This is a genomic window from Amorphoplanes digitatis, assembly GCF_014205335.1.
In the GTDB taxonomy this organism is placed as follows: domain Bacteria; phylum Actinomycetota; class Actinomycetes; order Mycobacteriales; family Micromonosporaceae; genus Actinoplanes; species Actinoplanes digitatus.
Genome location: NZ_JACHNH010000001.1, coordinates 175505 through 197786, shown reverse-complemented (window position 1 = coordinate 197786; position 22282 = coordinate 175505). Strand labels below are relative to the sequence as shown.

Genomic DNA, 22282 nt, shown 5'->3' with positions numbered 1-22282 from the left:
GCCGGGCGAACACGCGCCCAAGGCGGATCGGGAGGCAGAAAGTGTTCGGTTCCGTACGACGTCTCGCCCTGATCGCGGCCGCACCGGTCGCGCTGATGGGGGCCGTGGCGGCACCCACGCATGCCGGGACAACGGTCCCGGTGACCGTGGCGGCCAGAGGCGGCGCGCCGACCACGAAGCCGAGGCTCGGCGACGAGGTGTTCGAGTCGACCAACCAGGTGCGGCTGCGACACGGCTGCCCCGCCCTGACGCAGGACGAGGAGCTGACCGTCGCGGCCGTCCGGCAGAGCCACTACATGGCCGCCACCGGGGACTTCGGCCATTTCGGCTGGAACGGCTCGACGTTCCGAAGCCGCTCGCACGCCGCCGGCTATCACGCCGTTGCGGGCGAGAACGTCGCGCACGGCTACTCCGGCACCGACGAGGTCATGGCGGCCTGGATGGCCAGCCCGCCGCACCGGGCCAACATCCTCAACTGCGGCGTGAAGGCGCTCGGCACGGGCGTGCAGCGCGCCGCGAACGGCACCTACTACTGGACCCAGGTCTTCGGCTGGCGGTAATGAGGCGCCGCTCAGAGGACGCAGTTCACCAGGACCGGTTCGGGATGCAGGACGACGCCGAACCGGTCCCGCACGCCGTCTCGGATCTCCCGGGCCAGGTCCAGCAGGGCCGTCGTCGTGCCGCCGCCGCGATGGGTCAGCGCGAGCGTGTGCTTCGAGGAGATCGCCACCCCGCCGGCGCCGGCGTAGCCCTTGCCGAAGCCCGCCCGCTCGATCAGCCACGCGGCCGGGACCTTGACCGTCCCGTTCGGCGCCGGCCAGCTCGGCGGCTCGCCCGCGTCGGCGAGCCGGTCCTGCACCGCGACCCAGTCCTGCGCCGACAGCACCGGGTTGGTGAAGAAGGAGCCCACCGACCGGGTGTCCGGGTCCTCGGGGTCGAGCACCATGCCCTTGCCCGCGCGCAGCTTCAGCACCGTCTCGCGGACCCGCGCGACGCCCGTACGGTCGCCGACCTCGACGCCAAGGTGACGCGCCAGTTCGGCGTACCGGACCGGGGCCGACTGCCGGGCGGCCTGGAGGCGGAAATCGACCTCGAGCACGACCCAGCGGTCGCTGTGCTTGAAAATGCTCGACCGGTAGGCAAAACCGCATTCCGGCAGCGAGAGCACCCGCACCTCGTCGGAGTGCCGGTCGTAGACGTGCACGGCCTCGATGGTGTGCGCGACCTCCTGGCCGTAGGCGCCCACGTTCTGGATCGGGGTCGCGCCGGCCGAGCCGGGGATGCCGGAGAGCGCCTCGAGGCCCGAGAGGCCCCGCTCGATCGTGTCCGCGACGAATTCGTCCCACGGCTCCCCCGCGGCGACCCGCAGGAGCACGCCGCGCGAACTGTGGTCGACCACGCGCACCCCGCGAGTACGCAGCAGCAGCACGGTCCCGGGGAATCCCGCGTCCCCGATCACGACGTTGCTCCCGCCGGCGAGGACGAGCAGGGGTTGCCCGGAATCGGCGGCGGCCCGTACGGTTGCCACCACTTCATCCGTTTCGGACAGCACGGCCAGAGCGCCCGCCGGCCCACCGAGGCGTAGCGTCGTGTACGCCCCCAGCGAACTGGCATGCGCTGCGGGTGCGGAGGTTGGGTGGTCAGCACTAACGTCAGGCACGACGTTCACCCTAAGCCGCGGGCCCCGGGTGGATTCCGGTGGTCCTCCTCGAGTGGGAGAAGGCTGATGAACAGGCTGCACGCGACGAAGGACTTCTGGCTCGCCGCCCTGCGCGCGGACGGGCCCGCGTTCCAGGACGCGGTCGCCGAGACCGGCCCGGAGGCCGCGGTGCCCTCGTGTCCGGGATGGACGGTGGCCGATCTCGTCGAGCACGTCAGCGCCACCCTGCACTGGGTGCGCGAGCTGGCGCCGCGCGGCGTGATCGACCGGCCCGCCGACCCGGTGATCCCCGATCCCCGCCCCGATTGGCCGGCGGCGCTCGACCATCTGCGCCGGGAGATGACCGGAACGATCGAGACGCTCGACGCGCTCGACCCCGACCACCCGTCCTGGACCTGGCCGGCACAGGCGCGCAAGGCCGGCTTCTGGCAGCGCCGGATGGCGCACGAGATCTCGGTGCACCGCTGGGACGCCGAGGCCGCGGCCGGCCGCGCCACCCCGATCGAGACGAAGCTGGCCGCGGACGGCGTCAACGAGGTGCTCGACACCTGGCTGCCGGCCGGCCGCCGCAAGGGCCCCACCGATCTGTACGGCGTCGTGCACCTTATCGCCACCGACGCGAGCTATGAGTGGTTCGTCCGGTTGCGCGGCGCCGGGATCGCACTTTTGGACACCGGGACGATCCTGGATTCGGACGACCACCACCCCCGCGCGGAGGCCTCCGGCACCGCGAGCGACGTCCTGCTAGCACTTATGGGACGGATCGATCCGGACAATCTGCTCTTGACCGGCGATCCACGCCTGTTCAGCCCGCTTCGGGCCGGGTGAGGCGTCCCATAATCCGGACCGCGTTCCGCAACTTTCGGATGGCTCCCGAGAAGACGATTGGCTCTACGCTGTACCGGTTAAGGGCGGTCGTTTCCGGCCGCCCGCCACAGTCCCGCCGCTGATCAAGCCGGTCGGCGCGGCCCGGCACGGCAGCGGCGGATCACGCAGGGAGCGGTGAAGGATGACGGCAACCGTCTCGGTGGAGTCGAGCGACAGACCACTGGCATCGGGGGCGCGGTTCCCGGACGGCTTCATCTGGGGCGCCGCGACGGCGTCTTACCAGATCGAGGGCGCGACGCGCGAGGACGGCCGCGGGCCGTCCATCTGGGACACGTTCAGCCGCACGCCCGACCGGGTGTACGCCGGGCACACCGGCGACGTGGCGTGCGACCACTACCACCGCTACGTCGAGGACGTCGCGATGATGGCCGGCCTCGGGCTGGCATCGTACCGGTACTCGATCGCCTGGCCGCGCATCCAGCCCGACGGCACCGGGCCGGTCAACACCCGCGGACTGGACTTCTACGACCGGCTCACGGACGAGCTGATCGGCAAGGGCATCGACCCGGTCGTCACGCTCTACCACTGGGACCTGCCGCAGAGCCTCGAGGACCGTGGCGGCTGGACGGCCCGCGCCACCGCCGAGGCCTTCGCCGAGTACGCCCAGATCGTGCACGCCCGCCTCGGCGACCGGGTACGCACCTGGACCACCCTGAACGAGCCGTGGTGCTCGGCGTACCTGGGCTACGGCAGCGGCCGCCACGCGCCGGGCGTCCGGAACCCGGCCTCGGTCTTCAAGGCCGTGCACCACCTGCTCCTCGGCCACGGCCTGGCCGCACGCGCCCTGCGCTCGGCCGGGGCGCAGAGCGTCAGCATCACGCTGAACCCGGCCTCGGTCCTGCCGCTGGACCCGGAGAACTCCGCCGACCTCGAGGCCGCCCGCATCGTCGACGGGCTCAACAACCGGATCTTCCTGGACCCGCTGCTGCGCGGGGCGTACCCGGACGACATGCGCGAGCACATGGCCCGCTTCGTCGACCTGTCGTTCATCCAGGACGGCGACGAGGCGATCATCAACGCGCCCATCGACGTGCTTGGCGTCAACTTCTACACGCCGACCTACGTCTCGGCGAAGCCGGGCACGCCGGCCGCGCTGGACGCGCCGGGCACCGAGGGCGTCGCCTTCCGCGAGCCGGTCGGCCCGGTCACCGACATCGGCTGGCAGATCGAGCCCGCCGCGCTGACCCGGCTGCTGGACCGGATCCACCGCGACTACCCCGGTACCCCGATGATGATCACCGAGAACGGCGCCTCGTACTCCGACGGGCCGTCCGAGGACGGCGCGGTGCACGACACCGACCGCATCGAGTATCTCGACGGGCATCTGCGCGCGTGCCTCGATGCCATTTCCCACGGCGTTGACCTTCGGGGATACTTCGCGTGGTCTCTGATGGACAATTTCGAATGGGCCGAGGGGTACGCCAAGCGATTCGGTCTCGTGCACGTGGACTACACCACGCAGCAGCGGGTGCCGAAGGACAGCGCGCGGTGGTACCAGGAGGTGATCCGGCGAAACGGTCTCACCGACCAGGGCCGGATCGGGGAGTGAGCTGATGGTGACGCGGGAGCGACCGACTCTGGAGGCCGTGGCCAGGCGGGCCGGTGTCTCGAGGGCGACCGTCTCCCGCGTCGTCAACGGGTCGACCACCGTCGCGGTGGCGATCCGTGACGCGGTGAACCAGGCCGTCGAGGAGCTGGGCTACGTGCCCAACCAGGCCGCGCGCAGCCTTGTCACGCAGCGCACGGAGTCGATCGCGCTGATCCTGCCGGAGACGGCGAACCGGGTCTTCTCCGATGACCTGTTCTTCCCCGCGGTGATCCGCGGCGTGAGCATGGAGCTCGACGCGGCGGACAAGCAACTGGTGCTGATGATGGCGGGCTCGGCGGCCAGCCACGACCGGGTCGAGCGGTACGCGATGGCGGGCCACGTCGACGGCGTCATGTTCGCCTCGATGCACGGCGCCGACCCGCTGCCCGGCGCGCTCGCCCGGCTCGGCATCCCGGTCGTCTGTAGCGGCCGCCCGATGACCCCGGCCGAGCTGCCGGTCCCGTACGTGGACGTGGACCACGTCGGCGGCGTCGGGAAGGCCGTACGGCACCTGCTGGGCACCGGGCGGCGGCGGATAGCCACCATCGCCGGCCCGCAGGACATGATCGCCGGGATAGACCGGCTGACCGGTTACCAGGACACGCTGCGCGAGGCGGGGCTGCCCGAGCACGTCGCCGTCGGCGACTTCACCCGCGAGTCCGGCCTCCGCGCGATGCGCCAGCTGCTCGCCGACGACCCGGGGCTGGACGCGGTGTTCGTGGCCTCCGACATGATGGCCCACGGCGCGCTACAGGCGCTCAAGGACGCGGGCCGCCGGGTCCCGGAGGACGTCGCGGTGGTCGGCTTCGACGACTTCGAGATCAGCAGGCTCAGCGACCCGCCGCTGACCACGGTCCGCCAGCCGATAGTCGACATGGGCCGGACGATGGCACGGCAGATGCTCGGCCTGGTCAACGAGCGACCGCTGGAGCCGGACGCCGTCGTCCTCCCCACCGAGCTGGTGGTCCGGGCCTCGGCCTAGCGGATCAGAGCGACCGCACCGTCGTGATCTCGATGGGCAGCCCCAGGGAGCGGCGGGCGAGCAGGGTGCCGCCCACCACGGCGGCCGGCATCACCAGCACGGCGCCCAGCGGGATCAGGAAGCAGGCGAAGACGGCCACCCCGAAGCCGAGGGCGAGCGGGCGGTTGCCGCGCAGGGCGGCCCGGCGGTGGCGCAGGCGCTGACCACGCCGCTGGAACGGCACGCCGGTCAGCTCGACGGCGAGCAGCCAGCCGCCGATCGTCGCGCCGATCACCGGTACCACGGTCTGTCCGACCACCGGGATGAAGCCGGCCAGGAACAGCGGGATGCCGAAGAGGATGGACAGCCCGATCAGGCGCAGCGAGTCCACCAGGCTGCGGGCCAGCGAGCGGCCCAGCGACACCTCGACCTCGTCCGGCACGCCGCCGTAGCGGGCCTCGACCAGGCCGGAGATCTTCTCGTAGAACGGGTCGCCGATCAGCAGGGTGACCGCGGTGAAGGTGAGGACGCCGAACAGGCCGCCGAGCCCGATCAGGGCCACGCCCGCCAGCACCCGGGTCAGGTCCCGGTAGAAGGTCGACCAGTCGTCGGCGAACCAGGTGACCGTCGCGGACAGGTCGTCGACGTACGCGATCAGGGCGGCCAGCGCGGCCGCGTAAAGGATGCCGACGATCAGCGCCGGGAGCAGGCCGAGCCCGAGGATCCTCGGGCTGCGCAGGACCAGGACCAGGCCGCGGCCGAGCAGGCCCGCGCCGGAGGCGAACTGCCGCACGGCGCCGCCGGTCACGGCGGCACCCTGCACGGCAACGGACCGCAGTTGATTCGAATTGCTCCCCACGGTCAGGGAGCTTAGGACCCCTGGGCCAGTTGGGGCTCGCCGAGGCCGGAGACCTCCGGATCCGCGCTCGCGCTCGGCGCCGTCGCGGACGGGCTCGGCGGTGCGATGACCATGGTCGGGGTCGGCACCGGCGGCTGCAGCAGCGTGAAGGCCGGCGAGGGCGCACCGGAGACCACGGTGGACGGCGCGGCGGCGGCGCTCGGCGCCACGATCGCGGCCCGGTCGGCGACGGCCAGGGACGATGCCACGGCGACCGGCGTGGTGGCGGGCGGCGACCACGCGACGTTCGACTCGGACGCCGGCTTCGCGACCCGCTCGGGCGCGTGGCCGATTCCGCCGGCCCCGCCGGGCGCGCTCAGCACCGGCTCACTGGGTGCCGGCGTGCCGAGCGTCCAGCCGACCGTGACGGCGAACGGAAGCCCGAGGGTCACCAGGCCGAAAAAGATGGATTTGGGGGAAAGCGGCACGCCATGAACACCGCTTCAGTGCCCGAAAAGTTACGGCTCGGGCGATCTACCCACTTGATCGGGGGTCGCGATCAGGCGTTCAGGAAGGCGGAGACGCGTTGGCGTAGCTCGGTGCGCTTGGTCCAGAGCACCGCCGGCCGGTCGTAGACGTGCAGTTCGGCGTCGGGCAGCAGAGCGGCGAGCCGCTCGGCGACGGGCACGGGATGCACGTCGTCCCCCACGCACCCGATCACCAGCGCCCGGCCCGGGAACGACGCCAGCGCCGAGGTGTCCGGCACCGCGGGCGCCCGCCACAGGGTGTCGAGCTCGGGGGCGAGCCCGTCGGTCAGCAGCTGCTCGACCCGCTGCCGCAGGTAGCTCCACCCCGTCGGCGTGTTACGCACCGACGGCGGCAGCTCGGGCTCGACGGCGTCCGCGACCAGCGCGGCCTCGCCCGACTCGACCGCGGCGAGCAGGCGGGTCAGTCGCGCCTCGGCCTGCGGCGGCCGCACGCCGTCCAGCGGCGCGGGCAGATAGAGCACGATCCGTTCGAAACGCCCGGGCGTGTCCGCGAGCAACCGGCACAGCGCGCCGGCGCCCATGCTGACACCCAATGCCCGGGTGGCGCCGGACCGGTCGGCGACGGCACGCAGGTCGTCGGCGAGATCGGCGAAGCTCCACGGTCCGGGTGGCGCGTCCGAGCGGCCGTGCCCGGCGAAGTGGAAGAAGACCCGCCGGCCGGTGACGCCGCTGCCGAGCGGGCGGGTGCCGGAGATGTCGCCGGCCAGCCCGTGCGCGAAGACCGTGACCGGCTCGCCGGCGCCCGTGACGAGCTGCTCCAGGCGTACGCCGGGACGGGCCTCGATCAGTTCGGTGGGCGGCGACGGCAGGGTCGGCCGGCCGCCCCGCGGCGCGCTCGGGCCCGGGCCGGGATTCCGCGGGCCGCCGTCGGGAGGCGGCGGCCAGCGGAGACCCTTCACCAGAAGCCCTTGCCGTCCGACAGGTCGCGCAGGCCGGGCCGGACGTCGAGCAGGTAGATCAGCGCGGCGGCCACGCCGATGAGGCCGAACAGGCCGGTGGCACCGCCGCCGACGCCGAGCAGCGTCAGGATGATGCAGACGGCGAGGATGGCCAGCCAGGCACCCTTGGGCAGGGTGCCGATCGCCTGAAAACCATCGCCGCGCTGGGTCACGCAGTGGATGAGCGCGACAGCCTGCACGACCAACGACAGGATCGAGACGGCGAGGGCGATGAGACCCGCGACGTCGTCGTAGAAGATGGGTGTCGCGCTGTAGGCCATGACCGCCAGTCTATGCCGCGGGCCCCGGCTGACGCCGAGGCCCGCGGATCAGAGAGTTTCCGTGGTTACTTACTTGGCGGCCGGACGGGTCGGGCGCTTGCGCGGCTTCGGCGCGCTCTGCTCGGCGGCGGCCTCGACGGCCTTCGGCTCCACGGTGGTCACCATGTCGGCGTTGACCGCGTCCGCGGCCTCGACGACACCGGTGCCGACCACGCGCTCGCCGTGCGCGACAAGCGAGGTGTAGACGGCGACGGCACGCTCCTGCGCGGCGGCGGCGAACGCCACGGCGCTGGCGGTAGCGGTCTCGCGCAGCTTGTCGAAGTCGGTGCTGGCGGCGGTCGACTTGAGCGAGGCGGCCTTGGTGCTCGCCGTGTCGTTCGCGACCTTCAGCGAGGCGGCGGCGCGGTCGCTCAGGTCGGTGATGACGGCCGGCAGCTTGCGGAGCTGCTGGTAGGCCAGGTCACCGGCGCCGGCGGCGGCGTAGAGGGGCGCGGGGATACGGGTCTTGGTCTGCTCGGTGGTCACTTACTTCTCCTCGGGCTGGGTGGTCCTGGGTGGGGGGGCTGCACCGTCCTCGGCGACAGCCACGTCGCGGATGACATTGCTGAGCGCGTCATCCGCATCGGGAGCCTTGGCGGGCTCTGTCGCCGCCGGCGCCTGCCGGGCGGTCTCGTTTCGGAACGTCTCGTAGATCTGCGACAACGACTGCTTCTGGGCGATCGTCAGCTCGGGATCGACCGCGATCGCGGCCAGCACGCCCTGCTGGCCCTCCCCGTCGAGCAGGCCGGCACGCAGGTACATCGCGGGCGTCGACACCCGCAGCGCGCTGGCCAGTTGCTGCAACACCTCGGCGCTGGGCTTGCGCAGGCCACGCTCGATCTGGCTGAGGTACGGGTTGCTCACGCCCGCCTTTTCGGCGAGCTGCCGCAGCGAGATCTTCGCGGTCTGCCGCAGGTCACGGATGAATCCACCGATGTCCTGGGGCAGGTCCTTTGGCGTGGCCATGCATTCGACGGTAGCCCGAGGTGCTAGCTCCTGCAAGCACTTGCTTGCAGGAGCTAGCGTGAGTCGTGTCACCAGGCGGTGCGGACCTCACCGATCCGTACGCCGCCGCCCAGCACCGGCACCGTGGCCAGGTCGTCCAGGATCGGCGCCGCGACGCCGAGCCGGCGCAGCGCGGACATCAGGACCGGCATCCGGGCCCGCATGGCGCCGTCCTCGATCTTGAGAGCGACCGCGCCGACGTCCTCGATCGCCACCGCGACCACGCCCTCGGCCCCGCCCTTGGCCAGCAGGCCGGGCACCCCCCGCATCAGCCGGGTGTCGTCCTCGCCGGTGCCCGCGACCAGCTCCGGATCGGCGCGCATCGTGTCGGCGACCAGCCGCTCGTACGACTGCGGCGGCGCCTGCACCAGCCGCTGGAACCCGCGGGCCAGGGCGGTCAGCGAGAATCCGAACACCGGCGCGCCGCAGCCGTCGATCCCGGTCGCGGCGATCGGCTCGCCGACCAGGTCGGTCACCGCGGCGGCGATCGCCACCTGCAACGGATGCTTCGCGTTGCGGTAGTCGTCCAGCGACCACCCGTTCGCCACGCAGGTGGCCAGCATCCCGGCGTGCTTGCCCGAGCAGTTCATCAGGATGCGCTCGGGGCCGCGGCCGTCGCGCAGCACGATGTCCCGCTCGTTCTCCGACAGCGGCAGCGACTCCGGGCAGCGCAGCGCGCCCTCGTCCAGGCCCGCGGCGCCCAGGATCTCGCGCACCCGGGCGACGTGGAACGGCTCGCCGAAGTGGCTGCCGCTGATCAGCGCGAGATCGGCCGGGTCGGCGGTGCGCAGCCCGGCCCGCAGCATCCCGACCGTCTGGAACGGCTTGTTGGACGAGCGGGGGAACATCGGGGCGGCTACCTCGCCCGCCGCCGCGACCACCAGTCCGGCCGCGTCGAGCACGACCACCGAGCCGTGGTGCACCGACTCGACGAAGCCCGAGCGCACCACCTCCGCCAGGATCATCGGGCCGGGACCCCGAGCAGCTCGCGGGCCTCGGTCGTGGTCAGCGGCGGGCGCTGGGCGAGCTGCGCGAAGCCGAACGCCCGGGCCACCAGCTGCATGTTCGACTCGACCGGCTGGCCCTTGCCGTACGTGATGGTGTCCTCCATGCCGACCCGCAGGTGCCCGCCCGCGGACAGCGAGGCGAGCATGACCGGGATCGTGCTGCGCCCGATGCCGGTGGCCGAGAACGTGGTGCCCGCGGGCAGGTCGCGGATCGCCTGCTCGCACGCGACAAGCGCCGCGGCGGTGCCGGGCATGCCGCCGGGCACCCCCATCACCAGGTCGACGTGGACGTGGCCGCCGAACGGAAGTCCGTGCTTGCCGAGCAGGCGTTGCAGGGTGGTCAGCTGACCGAGGTCGAAGATCTCGTACTCCGGCACGATGCCCCGCTCCTGCATCCGGGTGTGCAGGTCGACGATGAAGTCCCAGCGGTTCATGAACACGCCGTCGCCGAAGTTGACAGTGCCCATCGTGCAGGACGCCATCTCCGGGCCGGCGTCGAGCACGGCCAGGCGGGCCGCCTCCGGGTCGGTCACGGCGCCGCCCGAGGAGAGCTGAATGATCAGGTCCGTCGCCTGCCTCAGCGCGGACACCGTGGCGCGCAGCCGGCCCTGGTCCAGGCTGGGCTCGCCCGCGTCGTCGCGGATGTGGACGTGCACGATCGAGGCGCCGAGCGCCTCGCACTCCTTGGCGGTGGCCACGAGCTCGTCGATCGTCACCGGCAGCGCGGGTACGGCTGCCTTGCTGCTCTCCGCGCCGGTGGGCGCGACTGTGATGAGTGTCCCGGTCATGTCCGCGATCCTGCCATGCGGGACGGGCCTACGAGACGTCGATGGCGGCGGCCGACTCCCCGACCAGCAGTGACGCGTCGTCCGCGACGTTGCGCTTGAGCACGGCCAGGGCGATCATGCCCAGCTCGTAGTGGCGGACCGCGGTGCCGACGAAGCCGACCGCGCGCCCGTCCAGCGTCACCGGGGTGCCCTGCGCGGGCGGCTGGTCGGTGGCGATCCCGTCGAGGTGCAGCAGCACCGCGCGCCGGGGCGGCCGGCCCAGGTGGTGCACCCGGGCGATCGTCTCCTGGCCCCGGTAACAGCCCTTGTCGAGGTGCACGGCGGGCGCGGCGAAGCCGGCCTCGGCCGGAATGGTCCGGTGGTCGGTCTCCCAGCCAAGCCGCGGCAGCCGGTTGGCGACCCGGACGGCCTCGTAGGCCCACAGCCCGGCCCTTGGCACCTCGGCCAGCCGCCCCAGCACCTCGTCGAGGGCGGGCCGGGGCACCAGCAGGTCGACGCCGAGCGGCACCCGGCGGGCGAGCGCGCCGTCGCCGAACGGCCGTACGTCGTAAAGGGCGGTCGGCTCGGGCGGCACCGAGCCGGCGGCGAACTTCGGACCCGGCACCTCGAAGATCCGCGGCTCGGCCAGGTCGACGCCGAGGTGCGCCCGCGCGGCGTCGGCCGCCTGCGGCCCGACCAGCGACAGCACGGCCATCTCGCCGGTCGCGTCGCGCGGCTCGACCCGGGTGAAGAAGCGCATCATCTCGAGGTACTTCAGCAGGCCGGCACCCGCGCCGGGCTCGGTGTCCAGCCAGGTGGTCGTGCCGTCCTCGGCGACCAGGGCGTGCTGCTCGACGTGGCCGTGCGGGGACAGCACCAGGAACTCGGTGCCCTGCCCGGCGCGCAGCCCGCTCAGGTGCTGGGTGGTCAGGGTGTGCAGCCAGCTCGCGCGCTCGTCGCCGGGCACGGCGATGACGTCGCGGTGGGAGCGGTCGACCAGCCCGGCGGCGGTGTCGAGGACGCGCTGCTCGCGCATCGGATCGCCGTAGTGCGCCGGCACGCCCGCGTCGGCGGAGCCGGAGTCGAGCTCCTCGATCAGTACCTTTGTCACGCCTGTGCCTCCCGGCAGTCGCCGCACTCGCCGAAGAGCGAGACGTGGCCGACGTCGACCCGGAAGGCGCGGTCGGCGTTCAGTTGTTCGGTCACGGGCAGCATCACCGCGGGGTCGACCTCGTCGACCGAGCCGCAGTTGCGGCAGACGAGGTGCACGTGCTGGTCCTCGCCCGCCGGGTGGTAGGTCGGCGAGCCGTGCGACAGGTGGGTGTGGCTGACCAGGCTCAGATCCTCGAGCAGCTCGAGGGTTCGGTAGACGGTGGTGATGTTGACGCCGGCGGCGCGTTCACGCACGGTGTGGTGTATCTGCTCCGGAGTCGCGTGGCCCAGCTCATGCACGGCCTCCAGGATCAGCTGGCGCTGCGGCGTGAGGCGCAGGCCGCGCTCCCGGAGCATCTCGGCAAGCGATGTGGCGGACACGTAACGAGCATAGTTCGCGCGGCTATACCCTCCGCGGCGTGAGCGAAAGCATTCTGGTGATTCCGGGCTCAGGCGCGGTGACGCCGACGGACCGCGGCCTGCTGTACGGCGAGGGCGTCTTCGAGACCCTGCACCTGCGCCCGTCCGGCCCCTGGCTGCTGGACCGCCACCTGGACCGCCTGCACCGCTCGGCGGCGCTCCTGGAGCTGCCGCCGCCGCCCCGGGCCGAGCTGGCCGAGCTGGCCGGGCGCGCGGCCCGGTCCTGGCGTGACGGCGAGGGTGCCCTGCGGCTGATCGTCACCGCCGGGCCGGCGGGCGGCCGGCCGGCGACCTACGCGACCGTCGGCCCGATCCCCCCGGCCGCGCTCCGCGAACGCCACGAGGGCATCCGCGTGATCACCGCGGATCTGGGCGTCCGCGCGCGCCCGCCGTGGTCGCTGGCCGCGGCGAAGACGCTCTCCTACGCGGAGAACCTGGCGGCGCGGCGCTGGGCCGTACGGCAGGGCGCCGACGATCTCCTCTGGCTGGACCCGGACGGCCACGCGCTGGAGGCGCCGACCGCCAGCCTGGTCTGGCTCACCGGCGACACCCTGTGCACCGTCCCGCCGGAGCCGACCGGCATCCTCCCGGGCACCACGGCGGCCGAGCTGCTCGACCGGGCGCCGGCGCTGGGCCTGCGCGCGGAGGAGCGCATGATCACCACCGGCGGGCTGGCGGCGGCCGACGCCGTCTGGCTCGCGTCGTCGCTGCGCGGCCTGGCCGAGGTCCGCACGCTCGACGGGGCGCCGCGCGCGGGGTCGCCCTGGACCCGGCGTCTGCTGGCGCTGCTCGGCTTCGTCTAGCCGCCGATGCGGAGCAGCCGCGCGGACAGGTGCGGCCGCAGGGAGTGGCCCATCGCCGACATCTCCTGCGCGTAGAGCAGCGCACCCTCGACGATGCCGAAGAGCCGGTGCCCGGCGGTCACCTCCTTGGAGGACGGCGTGCGGACGACCGCGTCCGTCGCCATCTCCAGCCGCGTGCCGCTCACCCGCCCGAGGTACAGCTCCATCACCCCGGTCGGCGTCATCATCGTGGCTTCCATCTCGTCGCCGGGCCGGTCGTCGACGAGCACCGGCCGCCACCAGCCGATCTCACGGCCGGCCATCCGGATCGGCTTGGAGTCCGCGTCGAGCAGCCAGGCCCGCGACTCGTACGCCAGGAAGGGCCGGCCGTCGTGGCTGATCCGGACCTCCTGCGCGAAGTCGAAGTCCTCGATCTCGGGGAATCCGCCCTGGCCACGGCCGCGCCAGAGTCCGATGAACGGCAGCAGGCCGAGCAGCGCGGGGTGCAGGTCGGGACCCTGCCGCAGGTCGTGCGTGTCCTCGTACGGGTACGCGTCGACCGGCGGCGCATTCATCCACGGCGGCGGGCCAAGCGGATTTTCCGTCTCACTGCTCACCAGCGTCCCCTTGCAATGCGCATCGCCAGATAGCCCAAACCGCCCGCCAGCCCGCCGAACCCGGCGACCAGCAGACTCACGAACCCGACCTCGGTAACCATGACACCGTCATCCTATGCTGACCGACATGGCCCGTTTGCTCGTCGTCAAGGCAACCGCCGGAGCGGACGCACCGGAGCGTTGCTCGCAGGCGTTCACCGTGGCCTCCACCGCGGCCGCGTCCGGCGTGGACGTCTCCCTCTGGCTCACCGGCGAGTCGACGTGGTTCGCGCTGCCCGGCCGGGCGGCCGAGTTCACCCTTCCGTACGCCGCTCCCCTGCCGGGCCTGCTCGAGCTGCTGCTCACGTCGGGCCGGGTGACCGCCTGCACGCAGTGCGCCGCGCGCCGGGAGATCGGCCCGGACGACGTGCTGCCGGGCATCCGGATCGCGGGCGCCGCCGTCTTCGTCGAGGAGATCATGTCCGACGGCGCCCAGGCGGTCGTGTACTAGCCCGGCACGATCCGCCAGCGCTGGTTCGCCAGGTTGAGGTCCGCCCACTGGGTGACCGGCGCGCCGTCCGCGGTCGACTGGCCCGAGACCTCGAGCAGCTTGCCGCTGTGCCGCGCGACGATCTCGAAGACGCCGGCCGAGACCCAGGACAGCCGCCACTGCTGGTTGGTCCCGCCGGCGTAGTCCCACTGGGTCACCCGCGCACCGTCCGCGGTCGAGGCGCCGCCGACGTCGACGCACTTGCTGGTGAGGTTGCTGACGATCCGGAAGTGGCCGGCGCCCGCGTCCTCGAACCGCCACACATGGTCGGCGGTGCCGGTCGGCGGCCACTGGGTGAGCTGTGCGCCGTTGGCCGAGGACATGTCCTGGATGGCGAGCACCTTGCCGGTGTGTGTGACCTGAAGCTTGACGGTGCCGTCGGGGATCAGCCGCCAGTTGTGGTCGGCCGTGCCGTTGTCGGCGTACTGCACGACGTTCGCGGAGTCGGCCGTGGACATCCCGGCCACGCCGAGCACCTTGCCGGAGTTGCGGTTGCGGATCCGCAGGTAGCCGGTGCCGTTGTCGATCATCTGCCACAGATGGTCGGCGGTGCCGTTGTCGTCGAACTGCACGACCTGCGCGGAGTCCGCCGTGGACATCTGGTCGACGCCGAGCACCTTGCCGGAGTTCACGCAGCGGATCCGCACGTAGCCGTCGCCGTTGTCGACGATCTGCCACAGGTGGTCGGCGGTGCCGCTGTCCGCGAACTGCACGACCCGGGCGCTGTTCGCCTGCGACATCTGGTCAACGCCGAGGACCTTGCCGCTGTGCTGGTTCTGGATCCGGAACGCCACGCCGGGCGGCACCCACGGCCGGCCGGCGCCGATCGTGGGGAACGACGTGATCCGCAGCCGGGCCGCGCCCATCGGGATCAGCGTGACGGTCTCGGCCGGCTCGGCCGACGGGGTCGGGCTGTCCTGCAGCGGCGTCACGATCTGGTCGGAGTCGGCGGTCCAGGCCGGGATCTTCCGGGCCGGCGTGGTGATCCGGATCGGCGCGGTGGCGGGCGTGAACGGGTCGTTCGTGTTGCCCAGCCCGGTCGTCACCGCGAACGACGTCGCGCCGTCGAGGCCGTAGTTCCACGCCGAGCCCGGCCGCACCTCGCTTGTCGGCCAGGCGTCCGTGCCGCCCGCGCGTGACCAGTTCTCGGTGATCGCCAGCGAGAACGTCAGGGCGCCGAAGCCGACCGACACCGCGTTGTGGTTGCCGGCCCAGGTCTTCACGGCCGCCCGCATGGGCAGCCGCAGGACGACCCGGTCACCGTTCGCCCAGGTCCGGCTGATCTTCGAGTACGCCGGCCCGGGCGCGACGGCCGCGGCGGCGCCGTTGACGGTGACGGTCGGCGACGGGCACCACCCCGGTATCCGCAGGTACAGCGGGAAGGCAAGGGCCTTCGGCGTGCTCACCGTGTACGTGATGGTCTCGGAGAAGGGGTAGGACGTGTCGGCGACGATCGTGACCGCCGTACCGTCGGCGACCCGGGCGGTGACCCGCGACGGGCCGTGCAGGTTCGCGACCAGGCCGGCGTCCGGGGTGGCCGCCCACATCTCCTCGACGTAGTAGGGCCAGCCCATCCCGTAGTTGTGCGGGCAGCACCGGTAGTTGTCGATGCCCAGCATGTACGCCTGCATCGGGAACCCGTTCTGGAACTGCGCCTGCCGGCCGGTGCGGTCCAGCTGCGCGATGCTGTTCGCGCTGGTGATGTAGTGGATGCCCTTCTGCTTCTGGTCCAGCGAGGCGGGCAGCGAGTTGAACGCCAGGTCCTCGACGCGGTCGGCCCAGACGGGGTCGCCGGTGATCCGGCTCAGCATCTCGTGGCTGGCCATGAACTCGACGATGCCGCAGGTCTCGAAGCCCTGCCGCGGGTCGCCGAAGCCGGGCCGGGCGTTCTCGTCGCCGGCGAACCCGCCGCCGGGGAACTGCCCGTACGCGTTCATTATCGCGTTGTAGTCCTGGTAGCTGGCCTGCCGGTGCGCGGCGTCGCCGGACAGCACGGAGTAGACGGCCGGCTCGCGGAAGCCCTGCGCGAGGTTGACGTTGTGCGGCGACGGCAGGTTGTTCAGGTAGTTCGCCGAGTTCGCGTGGATCTTGTGGGCCAAGTCCAGCAGGAACGAATCACCCGTGCGGTTGTAGGTCCAGAACACGACCTCGAGCGTGTCCGCCCAGCGGAAGCTGCCCCAGCTCTGCGAGAAGACGCTGGTGGGACGGCCGTTGACGTACTGGAAGAAGCGGGTCAGGAACGGCACGATCCGGGTGTCGCCGGTGAATTCCTGGTACGTGCGGATGGCGTGCAGCATCGGCATGTGCGGCCAGAAGTCCGGGCCGTTGTTCAGGCTGGTGCGCAGGCCGGTCGGCCCGAAGAAGCCGTCGGACGCCTGGGTCGCCAGGACGCCGTCGATCCAGCGCTTGGTCTCGTTGATGACCCGGGTGTCGCCAGTGACGTAGCCCAGGCTGCTGAAGCCCTTGAGCCAGTACGGCAGCTCCTCCCAGCCGCCGAGGTTCGGACGGATCCAGCCGGTGTTGTCGTACTGGAGGAAGTGGGAGATCTCGGTCATCCGCCCGTTGATGCCGTCCAGCTGGTAGCCGAGCTGGGTGGCGAGCCATCCGGCGGCCCGGGTCTGCCCGGGCGCGAGCCGGATGAAGGCGTCCGGTCGCAGCGGCGACCGGTTGACCACGTAGCCGGGCGCGGCGGCCCGCGCCGCCGATCCGGTGATCAGTTCTGTTACCGCCGCGACGGCGGGCACGGCAACGGTTCCGGCCAGGAAGGTACGACGGTCCACAGCAGCCTCCGGGGGCGCGCCAGGGCGTGCGCTCATGGTGGATTATGTTCGAATCCTTGCGTTAAAGGATCGTAAAACATCGATTCACGCATGTAAATGGATTGGCCGCCCGGATCTGGCAGGCTTGTTAACGACAGCCGGTGGTGGCGGTGACCCGCGCCTTCCCGTCGCTGTCGGAGACCACCACGGACACCGCACCGTCCCGGTACGCCAGCACGTGCGGGTCGGCCTGCACGACGGCCGTGCCGCCGGTCACCACCCGCAGCGCCCGCCCGAGATCCGCCGGGGCCGTCAGCCCGTCCGCCGTCACGGTCCTGGCCGTACCGCCGCCCGGGCAGGCCACCTCGCTTGCCGTCACCCCGGCCCCGCCCGCGCCGAGCGCGCCGAGCGCCGCGCCGAAGGCCGGCGGCGTCTCCACCGCGGCCGGTGGCGACGGCGCGAGGTCGACGCCGGGTGCCTGCGGACGGCATCCGGTGGAGACCCGCAGCGTCAGGACGGTGGCGTCGGCGCCGGCCGTGGCGTCCACGCCGACGAACTCGCCGGCGTCGGCCCGCAGCGCGTACCGGGTGCGGGCGGCGTTGCGCCGCACGGCGGCGTCGTACTCCTCCGGCATCGCCCCCGCGATCGCCTCCAGCGCGGCCGGCGCCTCGCCGGGGCGCACCCGGACGGTGATGTCCCGGCCGGCCTCGACCCCGGCCCACACCGGGGTGAGCGCGCAGCCCTTGTCGAACTCCACCGGGCCGAGCGTGACGACCCGGTCGGGTGCGTCGGCGGCGGCGAACACGGCGCCGGTGGCCCGCTGGAGCACGGGCAGCGCCTCGGCGATGTCCCGCTGCTCCGCCACGGTCGGCGGGTCGTGACGCACGGACCACACCCCGAATCCGGCCAGCGCCAGCGCCCAGGCGACCACGATCGCGGTGAGCCACCACCGCCGCTTGGGCCGCTCGGCGGCGGGCGGCGGGGGATATTGATACCCGGGCGGCTGACTCACGGCGCCAATGCTCGCATGCGCAGGGAAAACGAGGGCGGGGCCCCGGGTGGGGTCCCGCCCTTCGTCAACAGAGCGTGGGTCAGGCGGCGACGCCGAGGCCGACCTCGTTCACGCCGCGGGCGGCGTCGACGACAAGGTCGCCGTTGCCGTGCCGGGACAGCGCCCGCAGCGTCCAGCTACCCGGCGCCGCGAAGAAGCGGAAGACGCCCGCCGGGGAGGTGACGACCTCGGCGGTGAACTCACCGGTCGAGTCGAGCAGGCGGACGTACGCACCGCCCACCGCGTCGCCGTCGGCGTTGGTCACGATGCCCGTGATCACGGTTTCCTTCTCGAGGTCGACACTGGCCGGGATGGGAGCCGACTGGTCGGGCGCGGCGCAGCCGTCCGCGATGTTCGAGGGAGAGGTCATGGTCACGCCTTTCCGGGCTCGTCGCCGAGGGCGATCGGCACGCCGATGAGGGAGCCGTACTCGGTCCAGGAGCCGTCGTAGTTCTTCACGTTCTCGTGGCCGAGCAGCTCCTTGAGCACGAACCAGGTGTGCGAGGAGCGCTCGCCGATGCGGCAGTAGGCGATCGTGTCCTTGCCACCGTCCAGGCCGGCCTCACCGTAGATCTTGGTGAGCTCGGCGTCGGACTTGAACGTGCCGTCCTCGTTGGCCGCCTTGCTCCACGGCACGCTGAGCGCGGTCGGGATGTGGCCGGCCCGCTGCGACTGCTCCTGCGGCAGGTGCGCCGGCGCGAGCAGCCGGCCCGCGAACTCGTCGGGGCTGCGCACGTCGACCAGGTTCTTCACGCCGATGGCCTTGACGACCTCGTCGCGGAAGGCGCGGATCTCCAGGTTCGGCGCCTTCGCCTGGTACTGCGTCGCCGGGCGCGACGGCACGTCCTTGGAGTACGGGCGGGCGTCGAGCTCCCACTTCTTGCGGCCGCCGTCGATCAGCTTCACGTCGCCGTGGCCGTAGAGCTTGAAGTACCAGTACGCGTACGCCGCGAACCAGTTGTTGTTGCCGCCGTAGAGGATCACGGTGTCGTCGTTGGCGATGCCACGCGCGGACAGGAGCTGGGAGAACTGCTCCTGGTTGACGAAGTCACGGCGGACCGGGTCCTGCAGGTCAGCCTTCCAGTCGACCTTCACAGCACCGGGGATGTGGCCGCCGTCGTAGGCGGTGGTGTCCTCGTCGACCTCGACGAAGACGACGCCTGGTGTCTCGAGATTCTTCTCGGCCCAGTCGGCAGACACGAGTGCGGTGTCGCGACTCATCGGTTTACTCCCTTGGTCAGGTGAGATGGGGGTGAGTCGACGCGCGGAGGAATTTCGGTCGCACCCCGCGCGGGACCCTTGTTGGAACGGATCACGTTGGGTTGGGTGCGACGGCGCCACTGCCGGGCGGAAGGTCAGATCCTGCGCAGCTTGAATGGCCCCGTCAGATGACAGGGCGACACAGGCAGGCGGCCACGCGGCACAGGTCGACCGCGCGCCTCTTGGTGAGCAACAGGCTCATGCCGGTGACCCTACCAGCGGTTACAGAACCCGGAACACCGTCGACCACCATCCGGGAACGAGTCCGCGGTCACAGTCAGCCGGTACTCAACGGCACGTCGCTCGCGCCGGCGGTCACCACGAGACCCTCGGGGGTCGGCTCGACCTTCTGCACCTTCATGCCGAGCGGCAGGGCCGGCACCTTCAGGTCCACGGAGATCTGCCGGACCAGGCTGTCCACCAGCCCGCGCACCAGCGGGAGGTTCGGCAGGCCCTCGGCGGTCACGTCGGCGAAGGTCACGCTGACCACGCCGTCGTTGACCGCGAGGTTCACCGTGCCACTGGCGTTGAAGGTCTGGCCGAGCGCCTTGATCGGCGCGGTGCCGACCAGCTTGCCGTCGCGCTCGCTGAGCGTCAGGCCCTCCCGGCCGATCAGGTCGGCCAGGTTGGCGTACGTGATCGTGCCGGCGCCGGTGACCGTGCCCGCGACGATGTCGCCGGTGCCGCTCCGGAGCGTGTCCACCGAGGCCTGCACGTCCTCGGCCCGGATGTCGAGCACCTTCATGTCGATCTTCTTGCCGTTGCCGGCCGGCCCGGAGAAGTCGTTGAGCAGGATCCCGATCTCCTGGTAGTGCCCGGACAGCACCTGGGTCAGGAACGGCACGCCCTCGATCGTCACGTCCGGCGGCTGCGCCGTGGCGTCCTGCGCGTCAAGCTGCGAGACGACCCGGTCCGCGATGAGCCGCTCCGCGGCGGACTTGCCGGCCCGGTCGGCCACGAACAGCAGGACGAGGAGCAGCACAAGGAGCACGCCGACGACGATCATCAGAGTTCTGCCCCGGCGTTTACGCGGCTTCTCGGACCCGTACACCTGCGCCACTGCGGCCTCCCGGTCACCTCAAGTGGCACGGTATATGCCCAGCGCCCGGATTCCGACACCAAGCCGCTCTCCGACACCGCATCAGGTGAGGACGAAGACCGTCATCACGTACGCGGCCGGCAGCGCCAGGGCGAACGCGCCGAGCGGGCCCTGCATGTGCCGGGCCACCCAGAACGTGGGCGGCGACCCGGCCATCCGCCGGCCCGCCTCGGAGTAGTTGACCGCCAGGTCGACCAGCTCGGCGATGCCGGCGACGATGAAGCCGAGCACCGCACCCTTGGCCGGGGTGAACGGCAGGACCAGCACGCTGCCGAGCACGGCCGCCGCGAGCGTGCCGAGCATCGCGCCGACGATGATGCCGGTCGCGCCGCGCGGCACCTGCGGCGCGATCCGCGGCTTCGGGAAGACCGCGTCGATCAGGTGCGAGGCCAGCACCGCGACGGCGCAGGCGGTCAGGCAGACAAGCACCGCCTGCGTGCCGACGGGCTTGCGGGTGAGGACGATCAACTGCGCGAACGACACCACGCCGACGACGATGAGCAGCGTGCCGCTCAGCGAGTCGCGGAAGCGCAACCGGTCCTCGGACCGCAGCTGCTGGCCGACGACGGCGAGCAGATAGCCGATCGCCGCGACGGTCAGCAGCGGCAGGATGCCGGCCGACTCGCGGGTGACGGCCAGGTAGTCGGCGGCGGCCGCGGCCGCCACGCAGACCCCGGCGACGGTGCCGGAGGCCGGCGGCCGGATCGCCATCGTGAACGCGAGGATGTAGAGCAGCTGCACACCGAAGACCACGATCGCGTACGACAGGCGGGCGTCCGGCCCGGACGTCTGCGCGCCGAGGATCAGCCCGATGCCCAGGAGCCCCGCGAAGCCGGCGACCGCCACCGAGAGCTGGCGGCGCACCGGTACGACCGGGATCTCCTCGTCGAACTCCTCGTCCTCGTCTTCCTCGGCCGGCTCACCGGCGCGGCTGCCGATCCGCGAGGCGGGCTCGGGCGCGCCGGCATAGAAGCCGGAGGAGGATCGGCCCGGCGCCGAACGGGCGATCTCCCGGGAGACGTCGTCGTCCCAGGAGTCGTTGTCGCGGGGCGCGGAAGGGTGCACGCCTGCGATCGTGCCAGACCCGGGGCGAGTAGTACGCATCGCGGCCGGGTCATCCTGCCCGTCATCCGGTCGAAACGCTGGGGGATCGACTCGGATGAAAGGCTGGTTACGATTCGGCCGTTCGGTTACCTCAGGGGCGTAGTTCACACCACTTGGTGATCCGGCCGGGGTCCATGAGCTGGCGAATCGGATAAGGTACTCCCAGCCCACCCGTCGGTGACGCCGGGGATAAGTCCTTCCGGTGACGCAGCCATGAGCTGTGCAGACCGGGTCACCCGTGCGGCCTTCGTGCCGCGAGGATCGAGGTGAGTGTGGAAATCCTCCTGTTGGTGACGACGCGTGCCGGTGAGCCTTCCGCCGTGTTGCCCGCGCTGGACCTGCTGCCCCACTCCGTGCGCACCGCCCCCCGGGACGTGCGCACCCTGGTGTCCGGGCCGAGCCCGGACGCCGTGCTCGTCGATGCCCGCTCGGAGCTCTCCGAGGCCCGCGCGACCTGCCGGATGCTGCACGCCACCGGCATCGGCGTCCCGCTGATGGCCGTGGTAACCGAGGCGGGCCTGATCGCTCTCAACGCTGACTGGGGTGTCGACGATGTCATCCTGGCCACCGCCGGTCCGGCCGAGGTCGAGGCCCGGCTACGCCTCGCGGTCGGGCGCCTGACGAACGCCACCGCCGGCGCCGGCGGCTCGATCCGCGCCGGTGAGCTGAACATCGACCCCGACACCTACGCCGCCAAGCTCAAGGGCCGGCCGCTCGACCTCACCTACAAGGAGTTCGAGCTGCTGAAGTTCCTGGCGCAGCACCCCGGCCGGGTCTTCACCCGCGATCAGCTGCTGCGCGAGGTCTGGGGCTACGACTACTTCGGCGGCACCCGCACGGTCGACGTGCACGTGCGGCGGCTGCGGGCCAAGCTCGGCTCGGAGTACGAGTCGATGATCGGCACCGTCCGCCAGGTCGGCTACAAGTTCGTGGTTCCGCCGAGCGGCCGCAAGCTGCCCGACAACGAGCCCGTCTCGCTGCCGGTCTGA

General features: G+C 71.9%; 27 protein-coding genes. 7 read left to right on the top strand and 20 right to left on the bottom strand.

All coding sequences use genetic code 11. The features are described from left to right. The first annotated feature begins 41 nt into the window (after positions 1-41). Positions 42-560 carry a CAP domain-containing protein gene (locus BJ971_RS00905; protein WP_239087715.1) on the top strand — a complete coding sequence of 173 codons (519 nt, stop codon included), beginning with the start codon at positions 42-44 and terminating at the stop codon, positions 558-560. Between the two features lie 11 nt (positions 561-571). Here BJ971_RS00905 and BJ971_RS00900 read toward each other — a convergent pair whose 3' ends face one another. Then, positions 572-1660 (bottom strand): UDP-N-acetylmuramate dehydrogenase, encoded by a 1089-nt coding sequence (locus BJ971_RS00900; RefSeq protein WP_377884615.1) that lies wholly within the window; start codon positions 1658-1660, stop codon positions 572-574. A gap of 66 nt (positions 1661-1726) precedes the next feature. Between BJ971_RS00900 and BJ971_RS00895 the strand changes: the two genes are divergently transcribed. The 3 genes from BJ971_RS00895 (at position 1727) to BJ971_RS00885 (ending at position 5118) form a co-directional block, all read left to right on the top strand. After that, positions 1727-2488: a maleylpyruvate isomerase family mycothiol-dependent enzyme gene (locus BJ971_RS00895; RefSeq protein WP_184988533.1), complete on the top strand. Its 762-nt coding sequence runs from the start codon at positions 1727-1729 to the stop codon at positions 2486-2488. Positions 2489-2669: 181 nt separating this feature from the next. After that, the gene (locus tag BJ971_RS00890; protein WP_184988530.1) at positions 2670-4097 is read left to right on the top strand and encodes a GH1 family beta-glucosidase; all 1428 of its coding nucleotides are present in this window, start codon (positions 2670-2672) and stop codon (positions 4095-4097) included. 4 nt (positions 4098-4101) lie between these two features. Beyond that, positions 4102-5118, top strand: a complete 1017-nt coding sequence (locus tag BJ971_RS00885) for a LacI family DNA-binding transcriptional regulator (RefSeq protein ID WP_184988527.1) — start codon at positions 4102-4104, stop codon at positions 5116-5118. Between the two features lie 4 nt (positions 5119-5122). Here BJ971_RS00885 and BJ971_RS00880 read toward each other — a convergent pair whose 3' ends face one another. From BJ971_RS00880 to BJ971_RS00835, 10 genes are all read right to left on the bottom strand, one after another. Beyond that, positions 5123-5956, bottom strand: a complete 834-nt coding sequence (locus BJ971_RS00880; protein WP_438839535.1) for an EI24 domain-containing protein — start codon at positions 5954-5956, stop codon at positions 5123-5125. An 11-nt stretch (positions 5957-5967) separates the two neighbouring features. After that, positions 5968-6387 (bottom strand): hypothetical protein, encoded by a 420-nt coding sequence (locus tag BJ971_RS00875; protein ID WP_184988524.1) that lies wholly within the window; start codon positions 6385-6387, stop codon positions 5968-5970. A 107-nt stretch (positions 6388-6494) separates the two neighbouring features. After that, positions 6495-7382, bottom strand: a complete 888-nt coding sequence (locus tag BJ971_RS00870; RefSeq protein ID WP_184988521.1) for an alpha/beta fold hydrolase — start codon at positions 7380-7382, stop codon at positions 6495-6497. Continuing rightward, positions 7379-7702 (bottom strand): DUF2516 family protein, encoded by a 324-nt coding sequence (locus tag BJ971_RS00865; RefSeq protein ID WP_184988518.1) that lies wholly within the window; start codon positions 7700-7702, stop codon positions 7379-7381. The genes BJ971_RS00870 and BJ971_RS00865 overlap by 4 nt, the downstream gene beginning before the upstream one ends. A gap of 69 nt (positions 7703-7771) precedes the next feature. Next, on the bottom strand, positions 7772-8227 hold the full coding sequence (locus BJ971_RS00860; protein ID WP_184988515.1) for a hypothetical protein: 456 nt from the start codon (positions 8225-8227) through the stop codon (positions 7772-7774). Continuing rightward, positions 8228-8707 (bottom strand): helix-turn-helix domain-containing protein, encoded by a 480-nt coding sequence (locus BJ971_RS00855; protein ID WP_184988512.1) that lies wholly within the window; start codon positions 8705-8707, stop codon positions 8228-8230. A gap of 68 nt (positions 8708-8775) precedes the next feature. Continuing rightward, positions 8776-9711: an asparaginase gene (locus BJ971_RS00850; RefSeq protein ID WP_184988509.1), complete on the bottom strand. Its 936-nt coding sequence runs from the start codon at positions 9709-9711 to the stop codon at positions 8776-8778. Then, positions 9708-10541 carry a beta-keto acid cleavage family enzyme gene (locus BJ971_RS00845; RefSeq protein WP_184988506.1) on the bottom strand — a complete coding sequence of 278 codons (834 nt, stop codon included), beginning with the start codon at positions 10539-10541 and terminating at the stop codon, positions 9708-9710. Before BJ971_RS00845 ends, BJ971_RS00850 begins: the two co-directional genes overlap by 4 nt. Positions 10542-10569: 28 nt before the next feature. Next, entirely contained in the window at positions 10570-11631 is a 1062-nt protein-coding gene (gene ygfZ, locus BJ971_RS00840) for a CAF17-like 4Fe-4S cluster assembly/insertion protein YgfZ (RefSeq protein WP_184988503.1), read from the bottom strand. Next, a complete protein-coding gene (locus tag BJ971_RS00835) occupies positions 11628-12029 on the bottom strand; it encodes a Fur family transcriptional regulator (RefSeq protein ID WP_184998548.1) in 402 nt (133 codons plus the stop codon). The genes ygfZ and BJ971_RS00835 overlap by 4 nt, the downstream gene beginning before the upstream one ends. A gap of 62 nt (positions 12030-12091) precedes the next feature. On the opposite strand from BJ971_RS00835, the gene BJ971_RS00830 reads away from it, so the two are divergent. After that, positions 12092-12895 (top strand): aminotransferase class IV, encoded by an 804-nt coding sequence (locus BJ971_RS00830; protein ID WP_239087716.1) that lies wholly within the window; start codon positions 12092-12094, stop codon positions 12893-12895. Here BJ971_RS00830 and BJ971_RS00825 read toward each other — a convergent pair. Continuing rightward, positions 12892-13449: a heme-binding beta-barrel domain-containing protein gene (locus BJ971_RS00825; protein ID WP_184998547.1), complete on the bottom strand. Its 558-nt coding sequence runs from the start codon at positions 13447-13449 to the stop codon at positions 12892-12894. The two genes, BJ971_RS00830 and BJ971_RS00825, sit on opposite strands and share 4 nt — an antisense overlap. 38 nt (positions 13450-13487) lie before the next feature. Next, positions 13488-13592, bottom strand: a complete 105-nt coding sequence (mtfM, locus tag BJ971_RS41920; protein ID WP_275410578.1) for a small membrane protein MtfM — start codon at positions 13590-13592, stop codon at positions 13488-13490. A gap of 14 nt (positions 13593-13606) precedes the next feature. On the opposite strand from mtfM, the gene BJ971_RS00820 reads away from it, so the two are divergent. Then, positions 13607-13981, top strand: coding sequence for a DsrE family protein (locus BJ971_RS00820; RefSeq protein ID WP_184988498.1), 375 nt, complete (start codon positions 13607-13609; stop codon positions 13979-13981). On the opposite strand, the gene BJ971_RS00815 is transcribed toward BJ971_RS00820, so the two are convergent. From BJ971_RS00815 to BJ971_RS00790, 7 genes are all read right to left on the bottom strand, one after another. Next, complete coding sequence (locus BJ971_RS00815; RefSeq protein ID WP_184988495.1) at positions 13978-16836, bottom strand: RICIN domain-containing protein; 2859 nt, start codon at positions 16834-16836, stop codon at positions 13978-13980. The genes BJ971_RS00820 and BJ971_RS00815 overlap by 4 nt on opposite strands. 91 nt (positions 16837-16927) lie before the next feature. Further along, on the bottom strand, positions 16928-17791 hold the full coding sequence (locus BJ971_RS00810) for a hypothetical protein (protein ID WP_184988492.1): 864 nt from the start codon (positions 17789-17791) through the stop codon (positions 16928-16930). Between the two features lie 79 nt (positions 17792-17870). Continuing rightward, positions 17871-18200, bottom strand: coding sequence for a DUF1416 domain-containing protein (locus BJ971_RS00805; RefSeq protein ID WP_184988489.1), 330 nt, complete (start codon positions 18198-18200; stop codon positions 17871-17873). Positions 18201-18202: 2 nt separating this feature from the next. Continuing rightward, the gene (locus BJ971_RS00800; RefSeq protein ID WP_184988486.1) at positions 18203-19051 is read right to left on the bottom strand and encodes a sulfurtransferase; all 849 of its coding nucleotides are present in this window, start codon (positions 19049-19051) and stop codon (positions 18203-18205) included. A 163-nt stretch (positions 19052-19214) separates the two neighbouring features. Next, positions 19215-19292, bottom strand: coding sequence for an Ms5788A family Cys-rich leader peptide (locus BJ971_RS41915; RefSeq protein WP_311772860.1), 78 nt, complete (start codon positions 19290-19292; stop codon positions 19215-19217). 75 nt (positions 19293-19367) lie between these two features. Beyond that, on the bottom strand, positions 19368-20096 hold the full coding sequence (locus BJ971_RS00795; protein ID WP_184988483.1) for an LmeA family phospholipid-binding protein: 729 nt from the start codon (positions 20094-20096) through the stop codon (positions 19368-19370). A gap of 135 nt (positions 20097-20231) precedes the next feature. Then, positions 20232-21254, bottom strand: coding sequence for a hypothetical protein (locus tag BJ971_RS00790; RefSeq protein ID WP_239087717.1), 1023 nt, complete (start codon positions 21252-21254; stop codon positions 20232-20234). Positions 21255-21559: 305 nt separating this feature from the next. Here BJ971_RS00790 and BJ971_RS00785 point away from each other — a divergent pair, with 305 nt between their 5' ends. Continuing rightward, on the top strand, positions 21560-22282 hold the full coding sequence (locus BJ971_RS00785; protein ID WP_184988477.1) for a winged helix-turn-helix transcriptional regulator: 723 nt from the start codon (positions 21560-21562) through the stop codon (positions 22280-22282).